Source organism: Saccharobesus litoralis, from assembly GCF_003063625.1.
Classification (GTDB): Bacteria; Pseudomonadota; Gammaproteobacteria; order Enterobacterales; family Alteromonadaceae; genus Saccharobesus; species Saccharobesus litoralis.
Genome location: NZ_CP026604.1, coordinates 5588409 through 5614263, shown reverse-complemented (window position 1 = coordinate 5614263; position 25855 = coordinate 5588409). Strand labels below are relative to the sequence as shown.

Here is a 25855-nt window from a genome sequence, read left to right as displayed (position 1 = left end):
AAAAGTAGAGCTGTGTTATCTCAGCAGAGCCCAGAAGAATAATGACGATGGGTATATATTGTATGCGAGCATTTATGCTTGCACGCATCTAAGCCCAGCAAAAGTAGAGCTGTGTTATCTCAGCAGAGCCCAGAAGAATAATGACGATGGGTATATATTGTAGGCGAGCATTTATGCTTGCAAGCTTTTACGCACAATTCACTGCGACTAAATGCTACGCAGTTATAATTGGTTAGGCTTCGCGGCTTAATAGCTGAATAAATACCAAGAACAAAGGATAAAGGCAGGTAATCATGATCCGTCCTAAGCTTAAAAAACGCCTTGGTGATTTGCTCGTTGACGAGAGAATTATTAGCGAAAGCCAACTAATGGACGCTTTAGCTGCGCAAAAACAAACAGGGCGTAAGTTAGGCGCCACGCTTATCGAAAGTGGCAGCATAACTGAGCAACAGCTACTGACGTTTTTAGCGCAACAGCTTAATGTGCCTTTTGTTGATATTAGCCAAAAGCGCCTTGATCCTGAAGTCATCAAGTTATTACCCGAAGTGCAAGCACGGCGCTTTCGCGCGCTAGTCATAGAGGCCGATCTCGATACTGCTACGGTTGGCATGAGTGATCCTGCTGACATTAATGCGTTAGATGCTTTATACCCGCTATTAACCCCACGCGAAATTAAGCTGGTTGCTGTGCGTGAAAGTCAGATCCTTGAAGCATTCGATACCATGTATCGTCGTACCGCTGATATAGAATCCTTTGCGTCGCAATTGGAAGAAGAATACGACACAACGGCTGATTTTGATGTTGGCGGTATTGATTTTGGTGGTGCGGATGAAGAAGAAGCAACCGTTGCTAAGTTACTTAATACGATTTTTGAAGATGCCGTTCAAGCTCGTGCTTCGGATATTCACATTGAACCCGATGAGCGCCAGTTACGTATTAGAATGCGGGTTGATGGCGTACTGCAAGAAAATATTCTCAATGAATCTCGCATTGCTGCGGCATTAGTTTTACGCCTAAAATTGATGTCAGGTTTGGACATTTCAGAAAAACGTTTACCACAAGATGGCCGATGTAATGTCAAAGTTCGTGGTAAAAGTATAGATGTGCGTATCTCGACCATGCCGATCCAAAATGGTGAGTCGGTTGTTATGCGTTTACTGGATCAAAGTGGCGGTGTGCTGGGCTTGGATAAAACCGGTATGCCAGCCCAACTATTAGAGCGCTTCCGTAATATAATTAAACGTCCACATGGCATGATTTTGGTTACAGGGCCTACAGGCTCAGGTAAAACCACCACCTTGTATGGCGCGTTAAGTGAAATGAACCAGTCGTCTAAAAAAATTATCACCTGTGAAGATCCGGTTGAATATCGTTTACCGCGTATTAATCAGGTGCAAATTAACGCCAAAATCGATTTAACTTTTTCCAGCGTATTAAGAACCGCATTACGTCAAGATCCAGACATTATTATGGTGGGTGAGATGCGTGACCAAGAAACGGTCGAAATTGGCTTACGTGGCGCATTAACCGGTCACTTAGTGTTATCAACTTTGCATACTAATGACTCGATTAGCAGCGCGATCCGTTTAATCGATATGAATGCACCGGGTTATTTGGTGGCAAGTTCGTTGCGAGCCATTATTGCTCAGCGTTTGATCCGCAAGTTGTGTGCTAATTGTAAACAAACCCATGAGCCGGAACCGCATGAGCGTTTATGGTTATCTGGGTTAGCCGGCACTGAATTAAGCCATGCTGAATTTAAAGTCGGCAAAGGCTGCCAGAGTTGTAATTATGTCGGTTATAAAGGTCGTATCGGGGTATTTGAGTTACTGGAATTAGATGAGCCCATGATGAATGCATTAAAACGCGATGATACTGAGGCTTTTGCTGAGCACGCCAAAGCCAGCCCACATTATAAGCCCTTGGCCGCCGCCGCGCTGGACTATGCGTTACAAGGGTTAACTTCGGTTGAAGAAGTATTGAAGTTGGTTGAAAACATTGCCGATCTTGATACAGCCGCACAAAAGCTGCAACTGGCGGAGCATTAACGATAAATGGCACTTTATAGCTACAAAGGTAAAGGAGCGGGCGGCGAAGTCAGCGGTACATTAGAAGCTGGCTCTGAAGCCTTGGCCGCAGAAGCTTTAATGCGCCGTCAAATAGTGCCAATTAAAATTGCCGAGGCGAAAAAAAGTAAAGTTAAGGGGGCAAAGGGTAAAACGCAAAGCGTAAGTATAAACCTATTTACCCCTAAGGTGACGTTGGATGACTTAGTTATGTTTGCTCGGCAAATGTACGCGCTAACAAAAGCCGGTATTCCAATTATGCGCGCGATAACTGGGCTGGCGGAAACAACTACTTCACCTCGATTACGTGTTGCCTTGTTGGACATAGTTAGTGAATTAGAAAAAGGCCGCACCTTATCTTCTGCGCTGAGCAAGCATCCTAAAATATTTTCACGTTTATTTATTTCATTAGTTAACGTCGGTGAAAATACTGGTCAATTAGAAGCGACCTTTATGCAATTGGCGCTATATTACGAGCGCGAGCAAGAAACACGCAAAAGCATTTCATCAGCTATGCGTTATCCTATTTTTGTTTTAGCGGCCATCATGGTCGCCATTGTCATTATGAACATGGTGGTTGTTCCGACATTTGCCGGCATGTTTAAAAAACTGGGTGCTGATCTACCCACCATGACCAAAATCTTGATTGCCTCATCCAACTTTTTTATCAACTATTGGTGGTTGTTGTTAGCCGGGTTGATTGGTTCAATTGTTGGGTTTACTTCCTATGTTGCAACGCCAAACGGCAAAGTGAATTGGGACTGGGCAAAAATGCGTATTCCCGCGGTTGGTAGCATTATTGAGCGCTCTACTCTGTCTCGCTATTCTCGTTCATTTGGCTTGATGCTCAAATCAGGTGTGCCTATCACTCAAGGTTTAGGTTTGGTGTCAGAAGCGGTTGATAACGCGTACATGGCTAAAAAAATCCTAGAAATGCGCCGTGGAATTGAACGAGGCGACAGTTTGTTACGTACTTCGAATGCCAGCCAGTTGTTTACGCCGCTAGTATTGCAGATGGTGGCTGTGGGAGAGGAAACAGGGCAAATTGACGAAATGCTAACCGAAGTCGCAGAGTATTATGAGCGCGAAGTTGATTTTGATTTGAAGTCATTAACTGCAAAAATAGAGCCGATTTTAATTAGCATTGTGGCAGGTATGGTACTCGTGTTAGCCCTAGGTATATTTACCCCTATGTGGGATATGATGAACGCATATAAGTAGTAATAACATGGCAATACTTGAATCAAGGAATGAGCGCGGTATTTATATGTTAGCACTCAGTTTATGTATTATTTTTGTGCTGATAGGTATGTTTTTGCGCTCTGCACAAGATGCAGAGAAAGTAGCCGCTGATGTTGGTTTTGAAGCATTAGCATTTCGCTTCAATGAAACGGTACAACAATTGCACGTGGAATGGCAATTGGCAGGACGACCTAATTTTTTGACACTGACCAATATGCGAGGTCGAGTTGAAGGGATTAAGCAAGCGAAAGTAGCTATCAATAGTAAAGGTTGGCCACAGCCACAAGCATTTAACCAGCAAGGCTGTTTACAGTTATGGTTAGATATTTTATTAACAGAGCCAAAGTCAATTAACCAAGCGATTTCGGTTAGGTATATTAGTGATAATGAGAGTCATCTAGCTGTTTGTCGTTTTGCTATGCCAAACAAAACAGGGTTTAGTTATTTTATTAACACGGGGGAAGTTAAATATTCAAATGAGTAAATTTGTTAGCTAATACTCAAAATTGATATTTATCGTAAAGATCCCCTATACTCTTCTCTTAAGTGGAGCATATAATGAAAATACAGGGTAATAACTTGCAAACAGCAAATGTTATGAGAAAAACTCAAGGCTTTACCTTAGTCGAGATGGTCATTGTTATCATCATTGTTGGATTACTGGCCGCGACTGCGTTACCTCGATTAGTTAGTTATACCGAAAATGCTGAGGATGCGACGGTCGAAGGGGTTGCTGGTGGTTTTGCTACAGGTGTCGGTTTAGTCCGAGCTCAGTGGGAAATTGATGGTCGGCCAACGGGTACAGTTGTTACCATTAGCATGGATACTATAGCGGTTGGTGTTGATGAAAATACCGGATACCCAACAGGCGCAGGTGATGATGATGGTGGTAATGACGCGGATAGTGATTCTGGCGCGGAAGCATTAACATCAACCGATTGTCAGCAGGTGTTTATACGGATATTACAAAGCTCGCCGCAAATTACGACGGACTTTACCGCCAGTAATTTTGAAGAGAATGATTACTATACGGTTGCCAATACAGGTACACCCGATAGCTGTTTATATTATTTAGTACAAACAGTGAAAAATTTAACGTCGGCACCATCGACTACAAGCCAAGGTAATGGATTTGAATATATACCGGAGTCTGGCCAAGTATCGGTTTTTAGTAACAACTAGTTAAGAATAATTTTTATCAATTTTAAGACTACTTCACATTAGAGGTTTTTATGAAAAAGCAACAAGGTTTTACGTTAATTGAATTGGTTATCGTAATTGTAATTTTAGGTATTTTGGCAGTAACAGCAGCACCTAAGTTTTTAGATATTCAAGGTGATGCACAGGCTAGTACAGTTCAGGCTGTAGCTGGTTCTATGAAAACAGCATCAGATATGATCCGTGCTAAAGCGCTTATTGAAGGTGTGCAAAATACGGCTTCAACTGATATCGATTTAGATAACGGTCAAGACGTGGACGTAGCTTTCGGTTACCCAGAGCATGATTGGGCTGATTCTTGGGATGAATTAATTGACGCTAGTGTTTCTGAATTAACCAATGGTAACGCTTGCACAAATGAGTTTTGTGTAGATGAGTCGGAAGATATTTCAGGTGATACTAATGATAATGGTGTTGCTCTAAGCGGGTTAGGTACTAACAATGCAAATACTATCGCTCTAATTATTTATCCAAGTGGCACAACTAATACAAGCGATTGTTACGCTTACTATATTTATGACCAAACTGTTACAGGAAATGAACCTTTCATTGGGTCAGTAACGTCAGGTTGTTAATATTCAATTAATAACTATAAAGCCCTCTTATGAGGGCTTTTTTGTTTGTAAAGTTTGAAATGTTGAAACCTTTAAATTTTAAAGTGGGGTTTACCCTTCTTGAGTTAATGATTGTCATACTAGTGTTAGGCGTTTTGGCGGCGACTGTTTTACCTAAATCGTTTGATAATTCAGGGGTAGATGGTCGGGTATTTCAACAACAACTCATCAGCTTATTACGTTTGCAGCAAACTAAGGCGATGCAGCAAACCGATCACAATTGCCATCGGGTGTTTTTTACCAGTTCGCGTTTTGGGGTGACATTTAATGGCAGTGGTAATGAAGACTGTACAGAGACGTCACTACCGAATGATTATTCGCAAGTGAGTGCTGGGTATAATGTTAGCCATTATGGTTTGTCAGCCAGTGATGTTAGTAATTCTAGTGCCAGTATTAGTTTATCTGCGGGTTTTACTAATGCTATTTATTTTAATTCTTCTGGTTGCCCTGTCAGCAGCGCAGGTGCCAGTTGTTCAACAAGCGATGTATTGGTAACTATTAGCGATTTAGAAACTTATTCCCTGTGTATTGAAAGTCAAGGCTATATACACGAAGGAGCTTGCTATTAATGACTGATTCGCGAGCCACTTTGGGTTTTACCTTAATTGAAATTGTCATTGGTATAGTGGTGTTTAGTATCGCTATCACAATTGTCACTTCGGTGTTATCTCCGTTAACCACACGTAGTGTTGATCCTTTAGTGCAAGTGCGCGCCACTGAATTGGCGCAAGGTTTACTGGAAGAAATTTCTGCTAAATCATTTGATGAGCAAAGTACTAAGGTGTTGGGGAGTGCCCGCTGTGGTGAAACTGGGTTAGGTGCGGCGGCTTGTACCACTATACCTAGCTGTACAACCCCTGGCACAGCCACAGCAGCAACAGAAGAAACTGACCGTGAAGATTATGATGATGTTGACGATTACCACTGCTTATCTCAATCAGGCAGTAATATCTTGGCTGGTGACGGCGATCCGTTATCTATTTATCAAGGTTTTCAAGTTGCTGTGCTGGTGGGGTATGATCAAGGGATGGATGGCACCACTGCATCTTCGCCAGAAAATGCCAAACTTGTTACGGTGACAGTGACGGCACCAAACCAACAAACATTTGCTTTTTCAAGCTACAGGTTTAATTACTAATGCTAGCGGCCAAAAATAAAGGTTTTACTTTAATTGAGCTAATTGCGGTTATTTTATTGCTAAGCATTACTTTATTGGGCGCGACGAGTTTTATCTCGTGGGGCACCTTGGCTTTTGTCGACGGTGCTGAGCGGCAAAGAGTCATGGAGGAAAGTCGCTTTGCCCTTGAAAGACTAACCCGAGAATTGCGCGATGCCGTACCCAATAGTGTACGAATATCGAGTGATGGGTTATGTATTGAGTTTATCCCCATTCAAGGTTCAGGCAGCTATTATGACTTGAATGCTGGCAGTGCGACTAACGAGATTGAAGTTATCGCCGACAATGATTATGCAGCAGACTACAGTGAAAATGACGATGTAATTATTGCCGCGAGCACCACAGCCAGTCTGTATTCAGTTGGTAATACGGTGCGAGAAAATACTCTAGACTATGAGCTTGAAACCACAACTGAAGAAATTATAACGGCGGTAATTACACTAGATAATAATGTGACTTATGCCACAGTTGATGAATTTGCGGTGGATCAGGCTAATCGCTACTACATGGTGAATAATCAAGTGAGCTTTTGTGCCAATTTAAGCTTAGACAGGCTGACAAGGTACGAATATTCTACCGTTTATGGCAGTCAGCAAGCAGAATCAGCATTAAGTAGCGGTGTGGTTATGGCTGAACGTTTGGTTAATAGCAGTAGCGAGCGGGTATTTGATTTTACTGATAGTGAGCAAACCACAGTGCAAATATTTTTATTGTTTGCCCGTGATAGCGGCAACGAGCCGTTAAACTATTATCATCAAGTTAGAGTTAAAAATGATGCCTAGTCAATACACAGGTTTGGTAAAGCATCAAGGCAGTGCATTAACGCTTGCTGTTTTTATTATTGTTGTAATGGCGTTGTTAGCTAGCGCCTTGATTAAAATGCTGAGCTCGTCCAATGAGTCAGTCGCGGTTGAAGTTTATGGCGCTAGAGCATTACAAGCGGCGACAACTGGAGTTGAGTATATGTCGTCTTTGATTTTCCCAACCGATGCCAGCGCGACTGACACTGGGGCTATTGCCTCAAACGCCTGTAGTGACTTATCGGCGACCACGCTTAATGTGACTCTACCCACAAGCAGCACGTTAGGCTTGGCGGGGTGTTCATTCAGTGTCACTTGCCAAGATCGAGTGATTGATGTTGCGGATGCAGCGCCTGCCGAGAATGTGCGCTACTATCGATTTGTTAGTACGGGAACTTGCGACGCGACGGATTGGTCAGCCTCGCGTACCGTGCAGGTTGAAGCGAAAGCGCTTAATTATGAATAAACTCCGCTTAATTTCACTTATCTTTTATGGGCTGCTTCTTAGCTTGGTGTTGCCATTGCAAGCCGCAACCCCCAGTTGTGATGATGTATTTTCGGGAGGGGTGGCAAGTTCATCTGTTTCTGGTTATTTAAATATGCAGAACTCAGCTCAACTGCGTAATTTGACTAATAACCCAAATGTCGCGTTTGCTAGTGGCACAGCAACTAGTGCGACGAGTTGTGTTTCGCAAGCTTGTAATATTACCGGTAGTAGCGCTTCATCAATTACTTTTCCTACCTTTACCGCGAGTAGTGGTGGCAGTAGTCCTAGCACAGGTGGCAATGTAGTTATTGGTCAAACTAATGGTTGGAAAAGTAATGATTTTAATTATGCCTCTGGTTATTCCAATGCCTCCTTTACATTTAAAAAAGCTAACTCGGCTTATCGTTTTCAGTCTTTAAGTTTAAGTAATGATGCAACTATCGCATTTAAACCCGGTGATTATTATTTTGGTTCTTTAACACTATCCAGCAATGCAACTGCAACGGTTGATACATCTTCGGGCACAGGCAGTGTTCGTATTCATGTCAGTGGTAACCTGTCAATTTATAACTCTGCCTCGATCAATAATGGTGGCACTAGCAGTGATCTTGTTATCTATGCAAGCGGCTCTTCCAGTACAATGGCGTTGTCTACTAGTGCAAACTTAACGGGGGTTGTGTTTAGTGCTGGAGCTATTACTGTACATAACGATGCTTACATTAAAGGTTATGTATCGACAAAAGATTTAACACTAACGAGTAACGCTTACATTGATGTTAACGGTGATTTAACCAGTGCGAGTATTACGGACGTTTGCACCCCTTCAACGGCTCCACAATGTCCAGTTAGTAGTGATGTCGGCGATGTCATTATTAATGAAATCAATAAAGATGAAGATTGGATTGAGCTATATGTCACTAATGGCAGTAATTTAAGTCTAGCCAATTGGGAGTTAGATGGCGACGGCAATGGTTCAAGTACCGATGTTGATTACACCTGTTTAAGCAGTGATGGTTGCGCTAATCAAACCTATAATACAGGCGATTTTATTGTTATTGCCAAATCGCTTTCCGGTAGTATTTTGTCTGCTACGCAAGGATCTTCGCCGGTTTTAGTGCAAGGTCAAAACTTGTTTATTGATGCTGATTTGGCGTTACACAACAATACCCAAGAAGTGATTTTGTTTGATAATAGTGGCGACATGGTGCACTACCTACGTTATGAAAATGGCAGTTATAGTGCAACTTGGCAATCATGCGAAGATGAAAACCCGAATAATGTGACTATCACAGACCCGCCTGGCGGCGGTAATTCAGGGGTTTGCACTCGCCCCGATGGTAGTTCTAATACCAGTACTTGGGATCAAGACTGTGGTGATACACCGGGTTCAACTAACGATGGTGCTAGTAGTAGTCTAGACCATTACGAAATTATTTTATCCACGACTTCTTCTTCGGTTTGTAGTAATCAAACCGTAACGGCGAGAGCCTGTGAAAATGCCGACTGCTCTACTTTTTATACTGATGCGGCTGTTTCGGGTACATTGTATAAAACAGTCGATTCAGTGCGAACTAACCTAGATAGCAATGATTTTACTGGTTCGAAGTCGGTTACAGTCAATGAGACTGCAATTAGTACAGTGTTGTATGGGCTTGACGGGGTATCGCCCACTGCAACAGTCACCTGTAAAGATGCATCCAACAATGTACTGGCTAATTGCCAAATAGAGTTTACTGGGACTTCTGCTTTTAGTTGGCAAAATATAACGACAACTTCCTGTACCGAGACTTCTGCAACGCTTGAAGCTTTTGTTTATGACTCGGGCAATAACAGTTGTAATGAGATCACGGGCGATACCAATGTCGACTTTAGTTTTAGTTATGCAGCGCCTAACACTAATACCAGCGCAAGCCAATTAACCTTGGGCAATGGTAGCAGTAGTGCGACCATTAATACCGCAGGGACCACCCGATTAAGTATTAACTTGGGTACAGACAACAATGTACGCCTAACTTATGCTGATGCGGGGCAGCTATCAGTTGTTGCGAGTGATCCCAATTCGAGTATTTCGTCGGCAACCACCACTATGACGGCTGTACCCAGTTATGTGGCGGTAACCTCGGTCACTGACAATGACGGCGACGGTAATTTTATTGCCGCTGAACCTTTTACTATTAATATTGGCGGATTCTGTAGTGGTGGCACGGCCACACCTAACTATCAACCGGGTTCACTCGACTTTACTGTTGCGTTAGTTACTGGCAGTGAAAATGCCAACTTTAAGGTTGCTAATGGCACCTCTATTGCGGTCACGAGTAGCTCAACCTTGCACTTATTGGGTTTAACCTCAACTAGCTTTACGGTTGCTGAATACGATGAATACGGTTCTTTTAGCTTGGCACTAAGTGATAGCAACTATTATGGTTCCGCGATAAATGTGTCAAGTGCGGTAACCTTGGGGACTTTTATCGCGTCTTATTTAACCTTAAATCAAACAGGGTTAGATAACGTTGCGTTTGAATACCACGATTTGACCTTTAATTATATTGGCAAGCAATTTGGTTATTCAGGCGCAGATGCCGAGAATAACGATTTCTCTAGCGCTGTAGCCCCACAAGTTAGAGTTACCGCGTATAACGCGGATGATGGTTTAATGAGTAATTATGCGCCCACATCCATTAACACAGCGACATTGACCTTAGCTGACTCTGCTATATCGGGTTTTAGTGGTAGTACTTCCGGCGGCTCTTTAGCTCAAGAAACTAGCGGTGGCTCACCGGTTGCCGGTAGTTATCTATATACGTTAAATAACACAGATAATTTTAGTTATACAAAAACGACTACGCTAATGACGCCAACCACGTCGAATATTCAGATGACATTTGCCGCTGGGGATTTTACGGATAGCGACGGGCGCTCTAATCAGTCGTCTTACACGCTAAATGCAACGAATATAGAGCAAAGATACGCGCGTTTTTATGCGCAAGATGCGGCCGATACCATTGGCGGTGCAGCTGATATTCGTGCGCAAATTCAGCATTGGAACGGCACTCAATGGCAAACCACCACGGATGACGATGCCAGTATCTTGCCGCTGGATGCTTTTGATGCCACGCCAGCAAAAAGTGCTGATAGCGACCCATTTACTGTTACGGTCACCGCGAGCAATGGTGACACCAGTTTGGTAACTGCGACAGGGCGTTTCGGTAATTCAGATCCGGTTAGTGTTGGGCAATTTAATATTGAATTTGATCACGCTGATACTGCGCTAAGTAGTGGTAGTTTAATTTTACAGTGGGATGCAAGCTCTTTACCGAGTTGGTTATTTTTTGCTTGGGATGGTAATAGTTTGTCCGTTCCACCTGCGACCCGTGTGGCATTTGGTAATCGCCGTGGTAATGAACGTATTATTTCTTGGCGTGAAAGTAATTAGCGTTATGGGGTTACAAGCATAAATACTCGGCATGTATCATACCAAACATGAAACTTGCGGCTTAAGCGTACTCTCTTTATCTACACCTTTGCCTATATTTATCCTGTTTTGGCTACTGAGTGCAAAAAAGCTCGTTAATTATTAAACTTCCTTAGCTCAAGTCTTGCTGAAATTAGGCATGGTTGGTAAAGTTAGCGCAAAAAATTTTCCTCTAATTCTGTACTCGGGAAGCCCCCTCCATGCTTAAGAAATTGCGCGGCTTGTTTTCTAACGACCTATCCATCGATTTAGGTACGGCGAACACACTTATCTATGTCAAAGATCAGGGTATTGTCCTGAATGAACCTTCGGTTGTCGCTATTCGTCAAGAGCGTGCTGGCGGACAAAAGTCAGTTGCCGCAGTGGGCACAGCGGCAAAACAAATGTTAGGTCGTACACCAGGCAACATTAAAGCCATACGCCCAATGAAAGACGGTGTTATTGCCGACTTCTATGTCACTGAAAAAATGTTACAACACTTCATTAAGCAAGTGCACAACAATAACATTTTACGTCCGAGCCCACGGGTTTTGATTTGTGTACCTTGCGGAGCAACGCAAGTGGAAAAACGTGCCATTCGTGAATCGGCCATGGGCGCAGGTGCGCGTGAAGTCTATTTGATTGAAGAGCCTATGGCGGCAGCAATTGGTGCGGGTATGCCAGTATCTGAAGCGACAGGTTCAATGGTAATCGATATCGGTGGTGGTACGACCGAAGTTGCGGTTATCTCGTTAAACGGTGTGGTTTACTCGTCATCAGTACGTATCGGTGGTGACAAATTCGACGAAGCGATTATCTCTTATATTCGTCGTAATTTTGGTAGCTCGATAGGTGAAGCGACCGCAGAGCGAATTAAACATGAGATTGGCTCAGCTTATCCGGGTGATGAAGTGAAAGAAATTGAAGTGCGCGGCCGTAATGTAGCTGAAGGTGTACCTCGTAGCTTCACGCTCAACAGCAATGAAATCCTAGAAGCGCTGCAAGAGCCATTACAAGGTATTGTGAGTGCGGTTATGGTGGCGTTAGAAAAATGTCCACCTGAGTTAGCATCTGATATTAGTGAGCGCGGTATGGTATTAACCGGTGGTGGCGCATTACTGCAAGACCTTGACCGTTTATTAATGGAAGAAACCGGAATTCCCGTGGTTATCGCGGATGATCCATTGACCTGTGTTGCACGCGGTGGTGGCGAAGCGATTGAAATGATTGATATGCATGGTGGCGATTTATTCTCTTACGACTAAGAAGATAACATGACGCCAGTGCAGTAAAAAACCAAAGAAGTTAACTAAGCCGGGACCAGCCCGGCTTTGTCGTATTCTTAGATTGCCATTTTTCACCGGTAATCACACACTAAATAGCGGTTAGCAGAGAAAAAATGAACCCTTTATTTGGCAGAGGGCCATCCATACAAACCAGAATGACCTTGGCAGTTATCCTGTCCATTGTCCTGATTTTTGTTGACCATAAACACGACGGTTTTAAACAAGTGCGGGTATTTCTTAACTCGCTAGTCAGTCCGTTGCAATATGCGGCTAACATTCCACAAAACTTACTGGATTTAACCACCACTTCACTCGCTTTTCGTAGCCAATTAATAGAAGAAAACGATCGTTTAACTGAGCAACACCTGATATTAAGCGAGCGTTTGCAGCGCATGGCCTTTATCGAACGAGAAAATCAAAGATTGCGCGCTTTACTTAAATCACCCGCGCGTGAAGTTGTTGATAAAATGGTTACCGAGGTGATGTCGGTTGAAAGCAACCGCTCTTCGCAGCAAGTGGTGATCAACCGTGGTTCGTTGCATGGCGTTTACCTTGGCCAACCTGTATTAGATGATCAGGGTATTGTCGGGCAAGTTATCAGTGTGGGCTCCACGACAAGTCGTGTATTGTTGATCTCAGATATTACTCATTCCATTCCCATCCGTGTGGCTCGTAACTCTGTGCGGTCGATTGCTTCAGGTGCAGGCTATTTGCAGCGTATGGAGCTTAATCATGTGCCGCATAGTGCTGACATTAAAATGGGCGATCTTTTGGTGACCTCAGGTTTAGGTGGGCGTTTTCCTGAAGGTTATCCAGTGGCTAAAGTCAGCCAAGTTGATTCTAATCCGAGTTTACCCTTTGCCAAAGTGGTGGCTGAGCCTGTGGCTAAATTAGAGCGTATTCGTTATTTGTTGTTACTTTGGCCGCCTAATGTTGAGCAGAAACCCATTTTTGAAGCTATTGAGCAAATTGTTGAACAAGCCGAGGAGCTACTGTAATGACGCGTAGCTTGTCGTTGATTTATTTAACTATTATTTTCGCTTTGATCCTAACCATATCACCCATGCCTGATGTTTTGGCGCCTTATCGGCCGGACTGGGCATTAATGGCTATTGTCTATTGGTCTATAGCCTTGCCTCATCGCGTTAACGTATTAACGGCTTGGATAACCGGACTGATGCTTGATTTATTATTGGGTTCAGTCTTGGGGGTAAATGGTCTGATTTTTACCATTATTGCTTATGTGGCTGCTTCTAATTTTAAGCGTATTCGCAATTTTTCTGTGTGGCAGCAAGCTATTATCGTCGGCATGTTAAGTGCGTTTTATCATCTAACCGAGTACTGGTTGGTATTTATATTAACCGATAGCTATTTCTTCCCTAGTTTAATGTGGCCAACGGTGACAACCGCCGTCATGTGGCCTTGGGCTTTCTTGTTGTTACGTAAAATTCGTCGAGGATTTAAGATCTCATGACCCAGATTTATCTGGCTTCTCAATCACCGCGCCGCCGTGAGCTATTGCAACAAATTGGTGTGACATTCGATATTATCAACGCCAGTATTGATGAAACGCCATTTAATGGTGAGTCACCGGAACAATTAGTGGTGCGTTTAGCGACGGAAAAAGCTCGTGCAGGCTTGGCTCAAGTATCAGACGAGTCAGCTGTTGTGATTGGTTCAGACACCATAGTTGTTTCTCCGCAAGGGGAAATCTTTGGCAAACCGCAAAACTTTGCGGATGCCCAACGCATGCTAAATGCCTTATCAAATAACACCCATAGTGTGATGACAGCATTGGCAGTGGTGACCCGTCAGCAAGTTTGGAGTCAGAATGTGATCACCAAAGTCAGCTTTTGCCATTTATCTGCGGACATGATCGCTGCCTATTGGCAAACGGGTGAACCGCACGATAAAGCGGGCGCATACGGTATTCAAGGTTTTGCTGGTCAGTATGTTAATCATTTACAAGGTAGTTATTCTGCGGTTGTCGGACTACCCTTATATGAGACCCGACAATTACTGGACCTAGCTATTGATAGTGTTAACTGATAACCCCATCTTAAAGTGATAGACCAAGCGGATTAGCAAGGAATTTATATCTCGTGAGTGCAGAAATATTAATTAATGTCACCCCTAGTGAAACCCGAGTTGCTATTGTTGAAAATGGTAGCTTGCAAGAGGTGCATATAGAACGCCAAGCTAAAAAAGGCTTAGTGGGTAATATCTACCTAGGCATGGTTAGCCGTGTTTTGCCGGGTATGCAGGCCGCATTCATCGATATAGGTTTAGATAAAGCCGCGTTTTTACATGCATCGGATATTACGGTAAGCCAAGAAGTTCAAGATGAATCTGATTTAGCACCCAAACCTGTGCGTGATATTACCGAGTTGGTTAAAGAAGGCCAAAAAATCATGGTGCAGGTGGTGAAAGATCCATTAGGCACTAAGGGCGCTCGGTTAACCACGGATATTACCATTCCGTCTCGCTATTTAGTTTTTATGCCTGGGGCGAATCATGTCGGGGTATCACAACGCATTGATGGGCAAGAAGAGCGAGAGCGTTTAAAAAGCATAACGGCAGAATATTGTGACGAAGACGCGAGCTTTATTGTGCGTACCGCGGCAGAAGGTGCCGAAGAAAACGAGTTACGTCACGATGCTAAATTTTTGCGCCGCGTGTGGAGTAAAGTTTCAGAGCGCAAAAATCGCGGTAAAAAACACAGTTGTTTATATCAAGACTTGAATATTGCCTGCCGTGTACTTCGAGACTTGGTGGGTACTGAAATTGAGCGCATTCGAGTGGATTCGCGACTGACCTTTGATCAACTAACTGAATTTACTCAAGAGTTTATTCCTGAATTGTTAAATAAGCTTGAGTATTACCCAGGTGAGCGCCCCATATTTGATATTTTCAATGTGGAAAACGATATTCAAAAAGCGCTAGAGCGTAAAGTTGAATTAAAGTCTGGCGGCTATTTGATCATTGATCAAACCGAAGCCATGACCACAATTGATATCAATACTGGGGCATTTGTTGGTCATCGTAATTTAGAAGAAACCATTTTCAATACCAATATTGAGGCCACTCAAGCGTTAGCAAGGCAGTTGCGCCTGCGTAACCTTGGCGGGATCATTATTATTGATTTTATCGACATGGTGGACGAGGATCACAAGCGCCGAGTTTTACATAGTTTAGAAGCCGCATTAGCGAGAGATAACGCCAAATACAATATCAATGGCTTTTCGGCATTAGGTTTGGTCGAGATGACCCGTAAGCGCACGCGTGAAAGTTTGGAACATATTCTTTGTTCTAATTGTCCAAGTTGTCATGGCCGAGGCACACTTAAAACGGTTGAAACCGTTTGTTATGAAATCCTGCGTGAAATTGTCCGTGTTAATCGTGCCTATGATGCCGATAAATTTGTGGTGTACGCTGCTGAACAGGTTGCTGAATATATTCTGTCTGAAGAATCGCATGCTTTGGCAGAACTCGAGTTGTTTATTGGAAAACACGTAAAAATTCAAGCTGAGGCCATGTATGGCCAAGAGCAGTTTGATGTAGTCATGATGTAGAAAATAATGAATGTCAGTGCTTGGTTAAGCAAAATTATTCGCAAGCTTTGGTTGTTATTGGCCAGCACTATTGTGCTGTGCGCAGTTTTACTGAGTACGCTTAGATTAACCCTGCCTTATCTTAATGATTTTCGAGATCAAATTGCGGTTGCGGTCAGCCAAGAGCTCAATGCACCGGTTAAGCTCGGCTATATTTCTGCTGGCTGGCAAGGTAGCGGACCTAGTTTAACGTTAGTTGATGTTAAGTTTGCTCAGCAAGAGCAACAAGGGCCATTGGATCTAAGTATTGATGCTATTCACGTTGAGGTTGATTTTTGGCGCTCGATAGTTAAACGCGAGTTTGTTGCCAGCAACTTTGTGCTAGAAGGGATCTATGCCGAACTAAACTTGGCAAAATTACCTAAACAGGATGCACAAGATACAGAGCAAACTAACTTGCTCGACACCCTACAACCTATCTTTTTAAATCACTTAAAGCGCTTTGATGTACAAAATAGCCAACTGGCTATTGTTAAGCAAAACCAAAGTATTCGCTACGTTAATATTGAGCAATTGACTTGGAACAACCGAGATACGCGCCACCAAGGTGTCGGTGAGTTGTCTATTGCTGCGTTTGAAAGTGGCGGCATTAAGTTTGTGATTGATTTATACGATGATAAAGATCAAGGGCTTTCGGGGCAGTTTTACGTTAATTCTCAAGGCTTGAATTTAGCGCAGTTTTTCAAAGAGCAATTACGTGACGATATTAGTCAATTAAATAGTCAAATGCCTTTTGAGGCTTGGTTAAATATTGATTCTGGTATAGCGACTGACATGGTAGCTAAACTGCATCCGAGTCAAATTACTTGGTTGGAGGGGGAGCAAGAACAAAGCATTACCCTATCTCAAGGTGAATTAACCGCTAAGTTTGACCCTGTTGGCAGTACGTGGCAGCTCAATAACTTGTTGATTGGCGAAGGCGATAATATTCAAGGTGAGTTGAATTTAATGGCGCGCAATGGACCTAAAGGATTGCGCTTACAAACTGACGATTTATTAGTTAAGCCGTTAATGTCAATTGCTCGGTTATTTAGTGCCGACAACCAACTGCGCTCATTAAGTCAAAGTTTAAGTGCAACTAGTGTTATTGAGTCGGCATTTTTTCACCAGCCAATAGGTGCTAATTGGCAAGCTATGCTGAGTGTGGACAATATTAGTTGGCAGGCGAATGGCGCTTTACCTGGCTTAGAAAATTGGCATTTAGCCGTAGCCTTAGAAGCAAACAAAATGCGTGGCGTATTATCTGGCCAACAAAGTCAAGTGACGTTGCCAACGCTATTTGAAGCGCCATTGCAGTTTGAGCAAGCCGCAATCAACATAGATGCTAATTGGCAACAAAGTTGGCAAGTGCGCTTAGATGATATTCAGTTAACTTTACCGCAAGCCGCATTGCAAGGTGAAATTCTGCTCCAGCCAGATGCTAGCGGACAGCCTGAAATGCAAATGTTTATGGAGTTAGGCCGAGTTGAGTCGCAAGATATTCCGACATTTTTACCGAAACACGCAATGGGCGACTTTGCCTATGACTTTGTAACGCGTGGTGTGCGTGATGGCTATACGGAATATGGTCATGCTATTTGGCATGGTAGTTTTCAGGATTTCCCTTATCGTCAACAACAGGGAATCTTTCATGCCGATTTAGCTATACGCCAAGCTGAGTTTTTGTTTCAGCCAGATTGGCCCGCTGCTAGCGCTATTGATTTAACCTTAAGCTTTTTGAATCAAGACCTGTTATTTAAAAGCCAGCAAGGGCGATTATTAGATGTTAAGTTGATTGACTTAAATGCGGCAATTAACAATGTTTATCAAAAAGGGGCTAAGTTTACTTTAGCGGCTGATGTAGCTGGTGATGGTCAGGCTGCAACTCAAGTTTTACAACAAAGCTCTTTAGCGCAATCTGTTGGTAAAGTGCTGGATGTTTTATACCTAACCGGTAACGTCAATACGCATTTTGAGCTTGAGGTACCGTTAGATGATGTCAATAGTACCCATGCGCAAGGCGCTGTGACATTAAATAACAATATTGTATTAGTTACACCGACAGGCTTTGAATTAAGCAAGGTTAACGGGGTTTTAGAGTTTGATATGGAAAACTTATCAGCTCAAGGCCTAAAATTTGAAATGGGTCATGCGCCTTATATCGTCAATCTGACGAGTGCTGATGCTGAGGAAGGTTATTCGGTTAACCTTGAAATGGCGGGTGAGTGGCAACCGCGCCAATTATTTAATAAATTAAATTACCCTTATTTAGCGTCCTTGAATCAAGGAAGCTTTGATTGGCAAGGCTTATTAAGCCTTAATTTTCCCAAACAAGGTTTTTCTTATCAATTTGATGCAACAGCTGATTTAACCAAGTTAGCCTTGGAATTACCCGAGCCTTATTACAAAACGGCAGAGCAAGCGCGTTTGTTAGCGGTATCTGCCGAGGGTGATGAGGATAGCAGTATCATCAAAGCCAATATTGATGAATTACTGAGTTTTGAAGGGGTATTGCCGCATGAAACCAGTCAATTTAGTCGTGCTTATTTAGTTTTGGGGGAAGAGCAACTTGGTGTGCCAGGCCAAGGTTTTAATATTGCAGTCCATTTACCCAGCATAGACTTACAGCAATATGTTGGCTTTGTGAATGGCTTAGTGGCTGATCTTGCTCGGCAAGATTCACAAGGCCCTGGCATATTAAGTAAACCTGAGCGGATCCGCGGTGATGTGGCGCAATTAATTGTCGCTAATCAAACATGGCACGACACTTACTTTGATATTGAATCTACCCAGCAATTATGGCTTGCCAACTTGAATGCGCGTGAGTTTAGAGGCGACATTACGATTTCAGAAGATTGGGATGGTAAAGGCGTTAAGATAGACGCGGAATATTTCAATTTTAATATCGACAAACAGTCGCAACAGACAGAATTGGAGCTGACAGAAGACGCTTTAGCTTGGCTGAAACAAAACGAGCTTGAACAAGCGACGGATGTTTTTAACAACTTACCCCCTATTGTCGCTAATTGTCGCCGCTGTGAATGGAATGGTGATTTACTCGGGGCGGTCGATTTACGCTTAAGTCGAGTGGGTCAGCAAATCAAAATAGATGAGCTTAAAATAAACCGCGGACGTGACCAATTTAACGCATCTGGTTACTGGCATGTTGCCAATGGCGTGCATCAAACTTATGTTATTGGCTCATTGGCTTCAAAAAATGTTGGCTTGTTACTGCGTGACTTCGACTATGCCGCGCCGGTGCGAGATAGCAGTGCCGGGATTGAGTTTTCGTTAGCTTGGAATAATGCACCTTATTTATACGACACTAAAAGTTTAAACGGTAAGCTAAACTGGAATTTAGGTGAAGGCTATTTTACTGAAGTATCTGACGGTGGCGCACGCTTATTTTCGTTATTGAGTATGGACTCGCTAGTACGCAAGTTACGCTTGGACTTTCGGGACGTGTTTAACAAGGGCTTATTCTTTAACAAAATGTCGGGTACTGTCAGCGTGGTCAATGGTATAAGCTCTACCAATGACACGCGTATGGATGGTGTACCAGGTAATATGCTGATTGTCGGCACGTCGGATTTAACCGACAATACTTTGGATTATCGCATTACTTTTACGCCTAAGGTGACATCAAGCTTACCTATTTTGGTCGCTTGGATGGTAAACCCAGTAACCGGTGTTGCGGCATTGGCATTAGATCAGGTATTGGAAAGCGCTCAAGTCGTATCGAATATTGAATTTAATGTAACAGGTACATTTGATAAGCCGAAAGTGGAAGAAGTTAGCCGCAGTAGTCGGGAAGTCCGCTTAAGTAAAAATCCGAAAGCGAAGCCCGATAACAAACGTAAAGCACCAGCGCCAGAATCTGATATCCCACTCGATATTAAGCCGCAGGCGCCGGTTATGGAATCCGCTCCGCAAGTACCGTTACCGGAAGATCAGCCAAACTTGCCAACACCTAAGCAAGATGCCCAATCAAGCCAGTTCACCCCTGAGGCCGCCTAATGAAATTACGTTTAGTTGCTTTGCAAATGACATCGGGTCCCGATGTTGAACAAAATATTCAGCAGGTTGAGTTTTTGCTAAGTCAGTTAACTTTATGCGATACGCCAACCTTGGTGGTATTGCCCGAGTGTTGGGCGTGTTTTGGTGGTAACGAACAATTGCAGTTGCAAACCGCAGAGATCCTCGGGGTTGGACAAATTCAGCATGCTATGAGTCAGTTGGCTGCCAAATTTAAAGTTTGGTTAGTTGGTGGCTCAGTTCCCATAAAAGGGCAAAGTGCCCAACCGCAATCTAAGTTTTATGCGGCTAGTTTGGTATACAACCCGCATGGCCAATGTGTTGCACAGTACAACAAAATTCATCTATTTGATGTTGAAGTGGCTGATAAAACTGGCTCTTATCAAGAAAGCCTTTATACCCGAGCCGGAGCGGATATTGTCACCTTTGATTTACAAGGTGCCAAAATTGGCTTAGCTATTTGTTACGATTTACGCTTTCCAGAGTTGTTTCGCGCTTTACAAGCGCAAGGTGCTGATGTGATTTGTGTACCGAGTGCATTTACTTATGTCACTGGACAAGCGCACTGGCAAATATTAAATCAAGCGCGAGCCATAGAAAATCAATGTTTTATGGTGGCAGCTAACCAAGTCGGTCAACACAACAATGGCCGAGAAACATGGGGCCACAGCATGGTGATTGACGCTTGGGGTGAGTTATTAGACATACGTGGCTCTCAGCCCGGATTAGTAATTGCTGAGGTTGATATAACGAGTTTACAGCAAATCCGTGCTAAGATGCCTAATTTACAGCATAGAAAAATACAGGTTGCATCCTCTCTATGAGCAAAGTTGAGACGAGTACAGTCGAACAAAATATTCTGCATGACAGTGGCCTTGATCAAAATCATTTACAAGACACGTTATCTTACATTCATCAAAGACAACTTGATTATGCTGATCTTTACTTTCAAACCAGTCAACACGAAAGCTGGGTATTGGAAGATGGCATAGTCAAAGAAGGTAGTTTTAATATTGAACGCGGTGTGGGTGTAAGAGCGATCGACGGCGAAAAATCTGGCTTTGCTTATTCAGATGAAATTAATGCCGACGCATTAAAAAGCGCAGCCCAAGCCGCGCGTAGTATCACGGCCAGTTCTGGAGACTTTAAAGTAAAAGCATTTAGTGTGACTCAGCCAAATGCGATCCATCCATTATTAAATCCATTAGGACGTTTAACGCCAGAGCAAAAAGTTAATTTACTTAACGAAGTTGAAGCGGTTGCACGAGCGCAAGATAGCCGTGTTAAACAAGTGATTGCCAGTATCAGTGGTGTATACGAAGAGATACTAATTGCCGCGAGCGACGGTACTTATGCGGTTGATGAGCGGCCTTTGGTGCGCTTAAATTGTTCAGTGTTAGTAGAGCATGATGGCAAACGAGAACGCGGTAGTGCCGGTGGCGGTAGCCGTACGGATTACAGTTATTTCTTTGAATTAGAGAACGGTCAAGAGCGCTATAAACATTATGCGCAAGAAGCCGTGCGCCAAGCATTAATTAACTTAGATGCAATCCCCGCACCGGCTGGTACTATGCCTGTGGTTTTAGGGGCTGGGTGGCCAGGCGTGTTATTACATGAAGCCGTCGGCCATGGCTTAGAGGGTGATTTTAACCGCAAAGGTTCTTCAGCTTTTTCTGGCCGAGTTGGGCAACAAGTCGCATCTAGCCTGTGTACCGTCGTTGATGATGGCACTTTAGCTAATCGTCGTGGTTCGATGAATATTGATGATGAAGGTGTACCGAGCCAATACAATGTCTTGATCGAAAACGGCATTTTAAAAGGTTATATGCAAGACAAGCAAAATGCGCGCTTGATGGGCGTAGCGCCTACCGGTAATGGTCGCCGCGAAAGCTATGCGCATTTACCTATGCCGCGTATGACTAATACTTATATGTTGGCTGGTGAATCTGAGCCAGATGAGATCATTGCCTCAGTTAAAAATGGTATTTATGCGCCTAACTTCGGTGGCGGCCAAGTTGATATAACCTCAGGTAAGTTCGTGTTCTCGACCTCAGAAGCCTATTTAATTGAAAACGGTAAAATCACCACGCCGGTTAAAGGCGCCACTTTAATCGGTAATGGTCCAGAAGCTATGGGTAAAATCTCTATGGTGGGTAATGATTTAGCGCTCGATCGCGGTGTCGGTATTTGTGGTAAAGACGGCCAAAGCGTACCAGTCGGCGTCGGCCAGCCAACCTTAAAAGTCGATGAACTCGTGGTAGGTGGGACTCAGTAATAACATTATTGACTAGCCAGTTGAAAGACACAAAAAAGCCAGCGCTAGCTGGCTTTTTTGATTGTATAGTTTTCTGAAAAAGTTGCTTAATTATTATTTAATTATTGCCAAGGTTAATGCCAATAGATGTCGTTGTAGTAAACCCTAATGGGGTTGTAACAGCTATGGTTAATACCCCAGATATAGGATCATCGGTTGCTACTAAGTCATTAGCGATAGTAAAACTGATCTCACCATCAAGCCAGTCTAAGTTACTGTCGACATTGCCAGATGAGTTAGGAATAATCACTCCTGATGTACTGAGATCACCCGCTGTGGCTGTGAAACTAACTTGAGTATTGCTAGGTGGAATTTGTCTACCTGTATCGGAAAAACTAAATTGTAATGTGGCAGCTTGGTTTAAGCCTAAGCTAATAGAGTCACCTGTACTTAAATTGATATTAGGCGTGATATCAGTTCTGGTTAAGCTACTGATGATGTTAGAACTTGATGAAATTAGTACCGTACTGGCTCTCAGTTCGACTCGATTTTTCTCTGCACATATTGAGTCATCACCTGAACATTGTGGACCATTAAACTTGCCATCACCTAAACTAAAGCTGTTATCGCCATCAAAGTCACTATAGATTTCATTGGCGTTACGTTTGTTGTCTTCATTAGCATCTAACCAAGCTTCGGGTAAATCAATAAAACCTGGTCCATCAAAAACGCCATTTCCGTCTCTGTCGGTATAAGGGTCTTCAGTAATACCATTGTCATCGTAATCACTGCCGGCATCATCTTGCTCTCCATTGCCGCCTGTTGCGCCGAAATAACGGTAACCTGCACCATCGCCATCGTCAAATGGTTCACCGTCAGCTTCATCATATTGGCCGTTGGAATTAATATCGGTAAAGCTTTCATGACCAATGGCGGTAGCTAAAATAGTCACTCGATGATTATCTGGAATAGGTGAGCCCCCACGCCATTGCACTGAGCAAGCTCCATTAGTGGTCGTACATTGATTTTCAATTAATTGTCCGCCTTCAGCGCGCCAAGTCACACTCGTGCCATCTGGCACCGCACCTTGCGAGGCATCGGATAAGTAGGCGGTTAAGGTTACTAAAGTATCAAGCTGATTAAAGCTTTCGCTGTTAATAACATCAGCGAAAATAATAAAACTATCTTGGTCAGCTAAACCCGTAGTTACAGTTAACTCCGAAGATTGAGTTTTAACTGTTTTATTATTGAGAGTGGCTGTTGCTTCTATAACCACAGATGTTGGGATATTACCTGATGAAACCTGTGTAGTAACAAAACCCTGAGAATTGGTGACAGAATTAGTCGGGAAAATACTGACGCCGCCAAGGTTAGTTGCTAATGCAAAGCTTACATCTAATTGTGGAATGGCATTGCCTAATGAATCTAACACTTGGAAGGTTAAAGTTGAGGTTTCGTTTTGGTTAGTCCCACCAGTGCCAGCTAATACTAAGCTCGTGGGAGATGCAGAGATAAAGCTGAGCGAGCCTATTGAAGTCGACTCTAAACTAATTTCTCGTGTTAGGGTGGTGACTTGATTATTAATAGTCACCGAGGCTGTTAGGGTGTCGGTATTGGCTATTGTGCCCGAGCAAGATGTATTTTCGTAAGTCGATGTTGCGCGCCCAGCTACCGTATTAACCGATTGGTCGATAGTGGCTTTCGTTGCTTCGACACATAACGACGAGAAACTAATGGTTGCAGGTTCCGTATATGCATCATAGCCGCCATTGGTATTTTCTTTGGCAAGCGATACACTTAAGCTGGTGGTTGCGCCGGCTGCCAGTGTTACATCTGCATCTGGGGTGGCACCTTGAATGCCAATTTTGTTTAATTGAAAATCACCATTGCTATCAAAATATCCAATCACAATATCTTCTGCAACTGTCGTGCTGGCCTGAACTTCGTACAACTTTGAGTGGCTTGCAGTTAAGTTATTAACTGTTGTCGATACGCTTGCTAGATGAGCACCAATATCGGCGGCAACTGGCGTGAAGGTAACCTGAGCTATGCCATTTTCGTTAGTGAGGGCGGTTGTTGAATTTAATGCACCTTGGCTGACACTGAAGGTAACGAGTTGATTAGCAGGGGTGAGTTCACCTTGGGTAACGCTGGCGCTTAAAGTGACTTGTTGACCTACTTGAAAGCGAATGCCGTCAACAAACTCAAGTTCAACATTTAACGTTTCGGTTGCACTGGTATCAGAAAAAACAAATTCGTAGTTTTCGGTTAATGAACTTTGACTTTGCTCTTGTCCGGTATAAGAGGCGGTGATTTGTGCGGCGCCAAGTAAGTTATTGGGGTTAGATAAGGTAACGATAGCTTGACCATTGGCATTGGTGAGTTTTTGGCTAACATTAAACTCGCCAAGCGCAGCCGAAAAATTGATAAGTTCGCCAGCAATTGCAACGCCCGTTGAGTCTTGCAAGGTTGCGGTTACAACAATATCGGTATTTTGGGTAAAGCTAACACATTTATTTGTTTGGCCGTCGCAGTTATCCGATGTCAGCGTCAGGGTCGTTAAACGGTTATTACTCACGCTATTGTTATTTGAGGTAAAAACAAAGTCATGGGATACATTTAAGTCGCCAAAACTGGCAGTAATAGATGCATTGCCAGGAGAGTCGCTGTTGGTAAAGGTGATTGCAGCGCGTCCGTCGGAGCCTGTCGTCGTGCTTTCGTCGCTAGCTGTAGCATTAGTCGCGCTAAACACAACAGTTTGCCCAGCTTGCTGCACGCCATTTAAGGTTAGGCGAACTCTGGCAGTTAAGGTTTCACCAATAGCAAAACTGCTACAGTTACTACTACACGAATCTGAGGTAACTTGGATGGTTAATGTGTAGTTGTTTTGGCTGCTGGTGGCATCTGAATTGTCTCCAGAATGCCCACCACCACATGCAACTAAAAACAGAGCGAATGTAAATAATATTAAGCTTTGTATCAGGCGCATACCGGATCCTTTGCCCATTTTATGTATTGTTGTGTAATACCTGTTTTGTTGGTTATACAGGTTGTTTTAATAGATATTTTTCCAATTTTTATTCATATGGAAAAACTTCTTTTAGATATTTAAAAATTTGCTGTGCCGGTTTTTTTGTTGGCTTATCACTTTGTTGATCTTTTTGCGCCTGACGCACTAGCTGGCGCAATTTTTGCCGATCTAATTCAGGGTTGTCGTTAAGCAAGTTATGGATTGCGGTATCGCCTTGTGCTATCAATTCATCGCGCAACTCTTCTAACTTTTGATAATGCTGGTTAGATAATTGCGGTGCTTGTTTAATTAAATTTAGGGCGTGATGGATCTCAGATAAATCTTTGTTAAACAGAATTTTTGAGAAATACTGCAAATGACGGCGATAGGCATCTTTTTTACTGTAGATCTTTTTACCTAGCTCTACTGCTTCTTTCTGTTCTTGATTTAATGGTAGCTTAGCGAGCTTGGTTTGTGACAGTTCGACGAGTTCGTTGGCAAACTCGCGCAATTCTTCCATGTCTCGTTTAATTTCTGACTTGCTAACATAGATTATTTCTTCTTGCGGCTCGTCTTCTTGCCAATTATCACTCATTGGATCTTTACCTTTTGCAAATCAACTGAC

20 protein-coding genes are annotated in these 25855 nt (G+C 43.2%); 18 read left to right on the top strand and 2 right to left on the bottom strand.

Annotated elements, in window-relative coordinates; translation table 11 throughout:
* The first annotated feature begins 293 nt into the window (after positions 1–293).
* The 18 genes from C2869_RS21500 (at position 294) to tldD (ending at position 22241) form a co-directional block, all read left to right on the top strand.
* The gene (locus tag C2869_RS21500; protein WP_108604869.1) at positions 294–2048 is read left to right on the top strand and encodes a GspE/PulE family protein; all 1755 of its coding nucleotides are present in this window, start codon (positions 294–296) and stop codon (positions 2046–2048) included.
* Positions 2049–2054: 6 nt separating this feature from the next.
* On the top strand, positions 2055–3287 hold the full coding sequence (locus tag C2869_RS21495; RefSeq protein ID WP_108604868.1) for a type II secretion system F family protein: 1233 nt from the start codon (positions 2055–2057) through the stop codon (positions 3285–3287).
* Positions 3288–3294: 7 nt separating this feature from the next.
* The gene (locus C2869_RS21490; RefSeq protein WP_159084272.1) at positions 3295–3792 is read left to right on the top strand and encodes a hypothetical protein; all 498 of its coding nucleotides are present in this window, start codon (positions 3295–3297) and stop codon (positions 3790–3792) included.
* Positions 3793–3905: 113 nt separating this feature from the next.
* Complete coding sequence (locus C2869_RS21485) at positions 3906–4490, top strand: prepilin-type N-terminal cleavage/methylation domain-containing protein (protein ID WP_228710722.1); 585 nt, start codon at positions 3906–3908, stop codon at positions 4488–4490.
* 50 nt (positions 4491–4540) lie between these two features.
* On the top strand, positions 4541–5101 hold the full coding sequence (locus C2869_RS21480) for a prepilin-type N-terminal cleavage/methylation domain-containing protein (protein WP_108604865.1): 561 nt from the start codon (positions 4541–4543) through the stop codon (positions 5099–5101).
* A 59-nt stretch (positions 5102–5160) separates the two neighbouring features.
* On the top strand, positions 5161–5709 hold the full coding sequence (locus tag C2869_RS21475) for a type II secretion system protein (RefSeq protein ID WP_159084271.1): 549 nt from the start codon (positions 5161–5163) through the stop codon (positions 5707–5709).
* Positions 5709–6278, top strand: a complete 570-nt coding sequence (locus C2869_RS21470) for a type IV pilus modification PilV family protein (RefSeq protein ID WP_108604863.1) — start codon at positions 5709–5711, stop codon at positions 6276–6278. Before C2869_RS21475 ends, C2869_RS21470 begins: the two co-directional genes overlap by 1 nt.
* Positions 6278–7099: a PilW family protein gene (locus C2869_RS21465; protein ID WP_108604862.1), complete on the top strand. Its 822-nt coding sequence runs from the start codon at positions 6278–6280 to the stop codon at positions 7097–7099. Before C2869_RS21470 ends, C2869_RS21465 begins: the two co-directional genes overlap by 1 nt.
* Entirely contained in the window at positions 7089–7583 is a 495-nt protein-coding gene (locus C2869_RS21460) for a hypothetical protein (RefSeq protein WP_108604861.1), read from the top strand. Before C2869_RS21465 ends, C2869_RS21460 begins: the two co-directional genes overlap by 11 nt.
* Positions 7576–11037: a DUF6701 domain-containing protein gene (locus C2869_RS21455; RefSeq protein ID WP_108604860.1), complete on the top strand. Its 3462-nt coding sequence runs from the start codon at positions 7576–7578 to the stop codon at positions 11035–11037. The genes C2869_RS21460 and C2869_RS21455 overlap by 8 nt, the downstream gene beginning before the upstream one ends.
* A 239-nt stretch (positions 11038–11276) precedes the next feature.
* Positions 11277–12320, top strand: a complete 1044-nt coding sequence (locus tag C2869_RS21450; RefSeq protein WP_108604859.1) for a rod shape-determining protein — start codon at positions 11277–11279, stop codon at positions 12318–12320.
* A 134-nt stretch (positions 12321–12454) separates the two neighbouring features.
* The gene (mreC, locus tag C2869_RS21445) at positions 12455–13339 is read left to right on the top strand and encodes a rod shape-determining protein MreC (RefSeq protein WP_108604858.1); all 885 of its coding nucleotides are present in this window, start codon (positions 12455–12457) and stop codon (positions 13337–13339) included.
* Complete coding sequence (mreD, locus tag C2869_RS21440) at positions 13339–13815, top strand: rod shape-determining protein MreD (RefSeq protein ID WP_108604857.1); 477 nt, start codon at positions 13339–13341, stop codon at positions 13813–13815. Before mreC ends, mreD begins: the two co-directional genes overlap by 1 nt.
* Positions 13812–14390: a Maf family protein gene (locus C2869_RS21435; protein ID WP_108604856.1), complete on the top strand. Its 579-nt coding sequence runs from the start codon at positions 13812–13814 to the stop codon at positions 14388–14390. The genes mreD and C2869_RS21435 overlap by 4 nt, the downstream gene beginning before the upstream one ends.
* Positions 14391–14443: 53 nt before the next feature.
* Positions 14444–15913, top strand: a complete 1470-nt coding sequence (rng, locus tag C2869_RS21430) for a ribonuclease G (RefSeq protein ID WP_108604855.1) — start codon at positions 14444–14446, stop codon at positions 15911–15913.
* Between the two features lie 6 nt (positions 15914–15919).
* Positions 15920–19948, top strand: coding sequence for a YhdP family protein (locus C2869_RS21425; RefSeq protein WP_108604854.1), 4029 nt, complete (start codon positions 15920–15922; stop codon positions 19946–19948).
* Entirely contained in the window at positions 19948–20790 is an 843-nt protein-coding gene (locus C2869_RS21420; RefSeq protein WP_108604853.1) for a carbon-nitrogen hydrolase family protein, read from the top strand. The genes C2869_RS21425 and C2869_RS21420 overlap by 1 nt, the downstream gene beginning before the upstream one ends.
* Positions 20787–22241, top strand: a complete 1455-nt coding sequence (gene tldD, locus C2869_RS21415; RefSeq protein WP_108604852.1) for a metalloprotease TldD — start codon at positions 20787–20789, stop codon at positions 22239–22241. Before C2869_RS21420 ends, tldD begins: the two co-directional genes overlap by 4 nt.
* A gap of 97 nt (positions 22242–22338) precedes the next feature.
* Here the strand turns inward: tldD and C2869_RS21410 are convergent, their stop codons facing one another.
* Both C2869_RS21410 and yjgA read right to left on the bottom strand, forming a co-directional pair.
* On the bottom strand, positions 22339–25209 hold the full coding sequence (locus tag C2869_RS21410) for an Ig-like domain-containing protein (RefSeq protein WP_159084270.1): 2871 nt from the start codon (positions 25207–25209) through the stop codon (positions 22339–22341).
* Positions 25210–25297: 88 nt separating this feature from the next.
* Positions 25298–25825, bottom strand: a complete 528-nt coding sequence (yjgA, locus tag C2869_RS21405; RefSeq protein ID WP_108604850.1) for a ribosome biogenesis factor YjgA — start codon at positions 25823–25825, stop codon at positions 25298–25300.
* Positions 25826–25855: the final 30 nt, after the last annotated feature.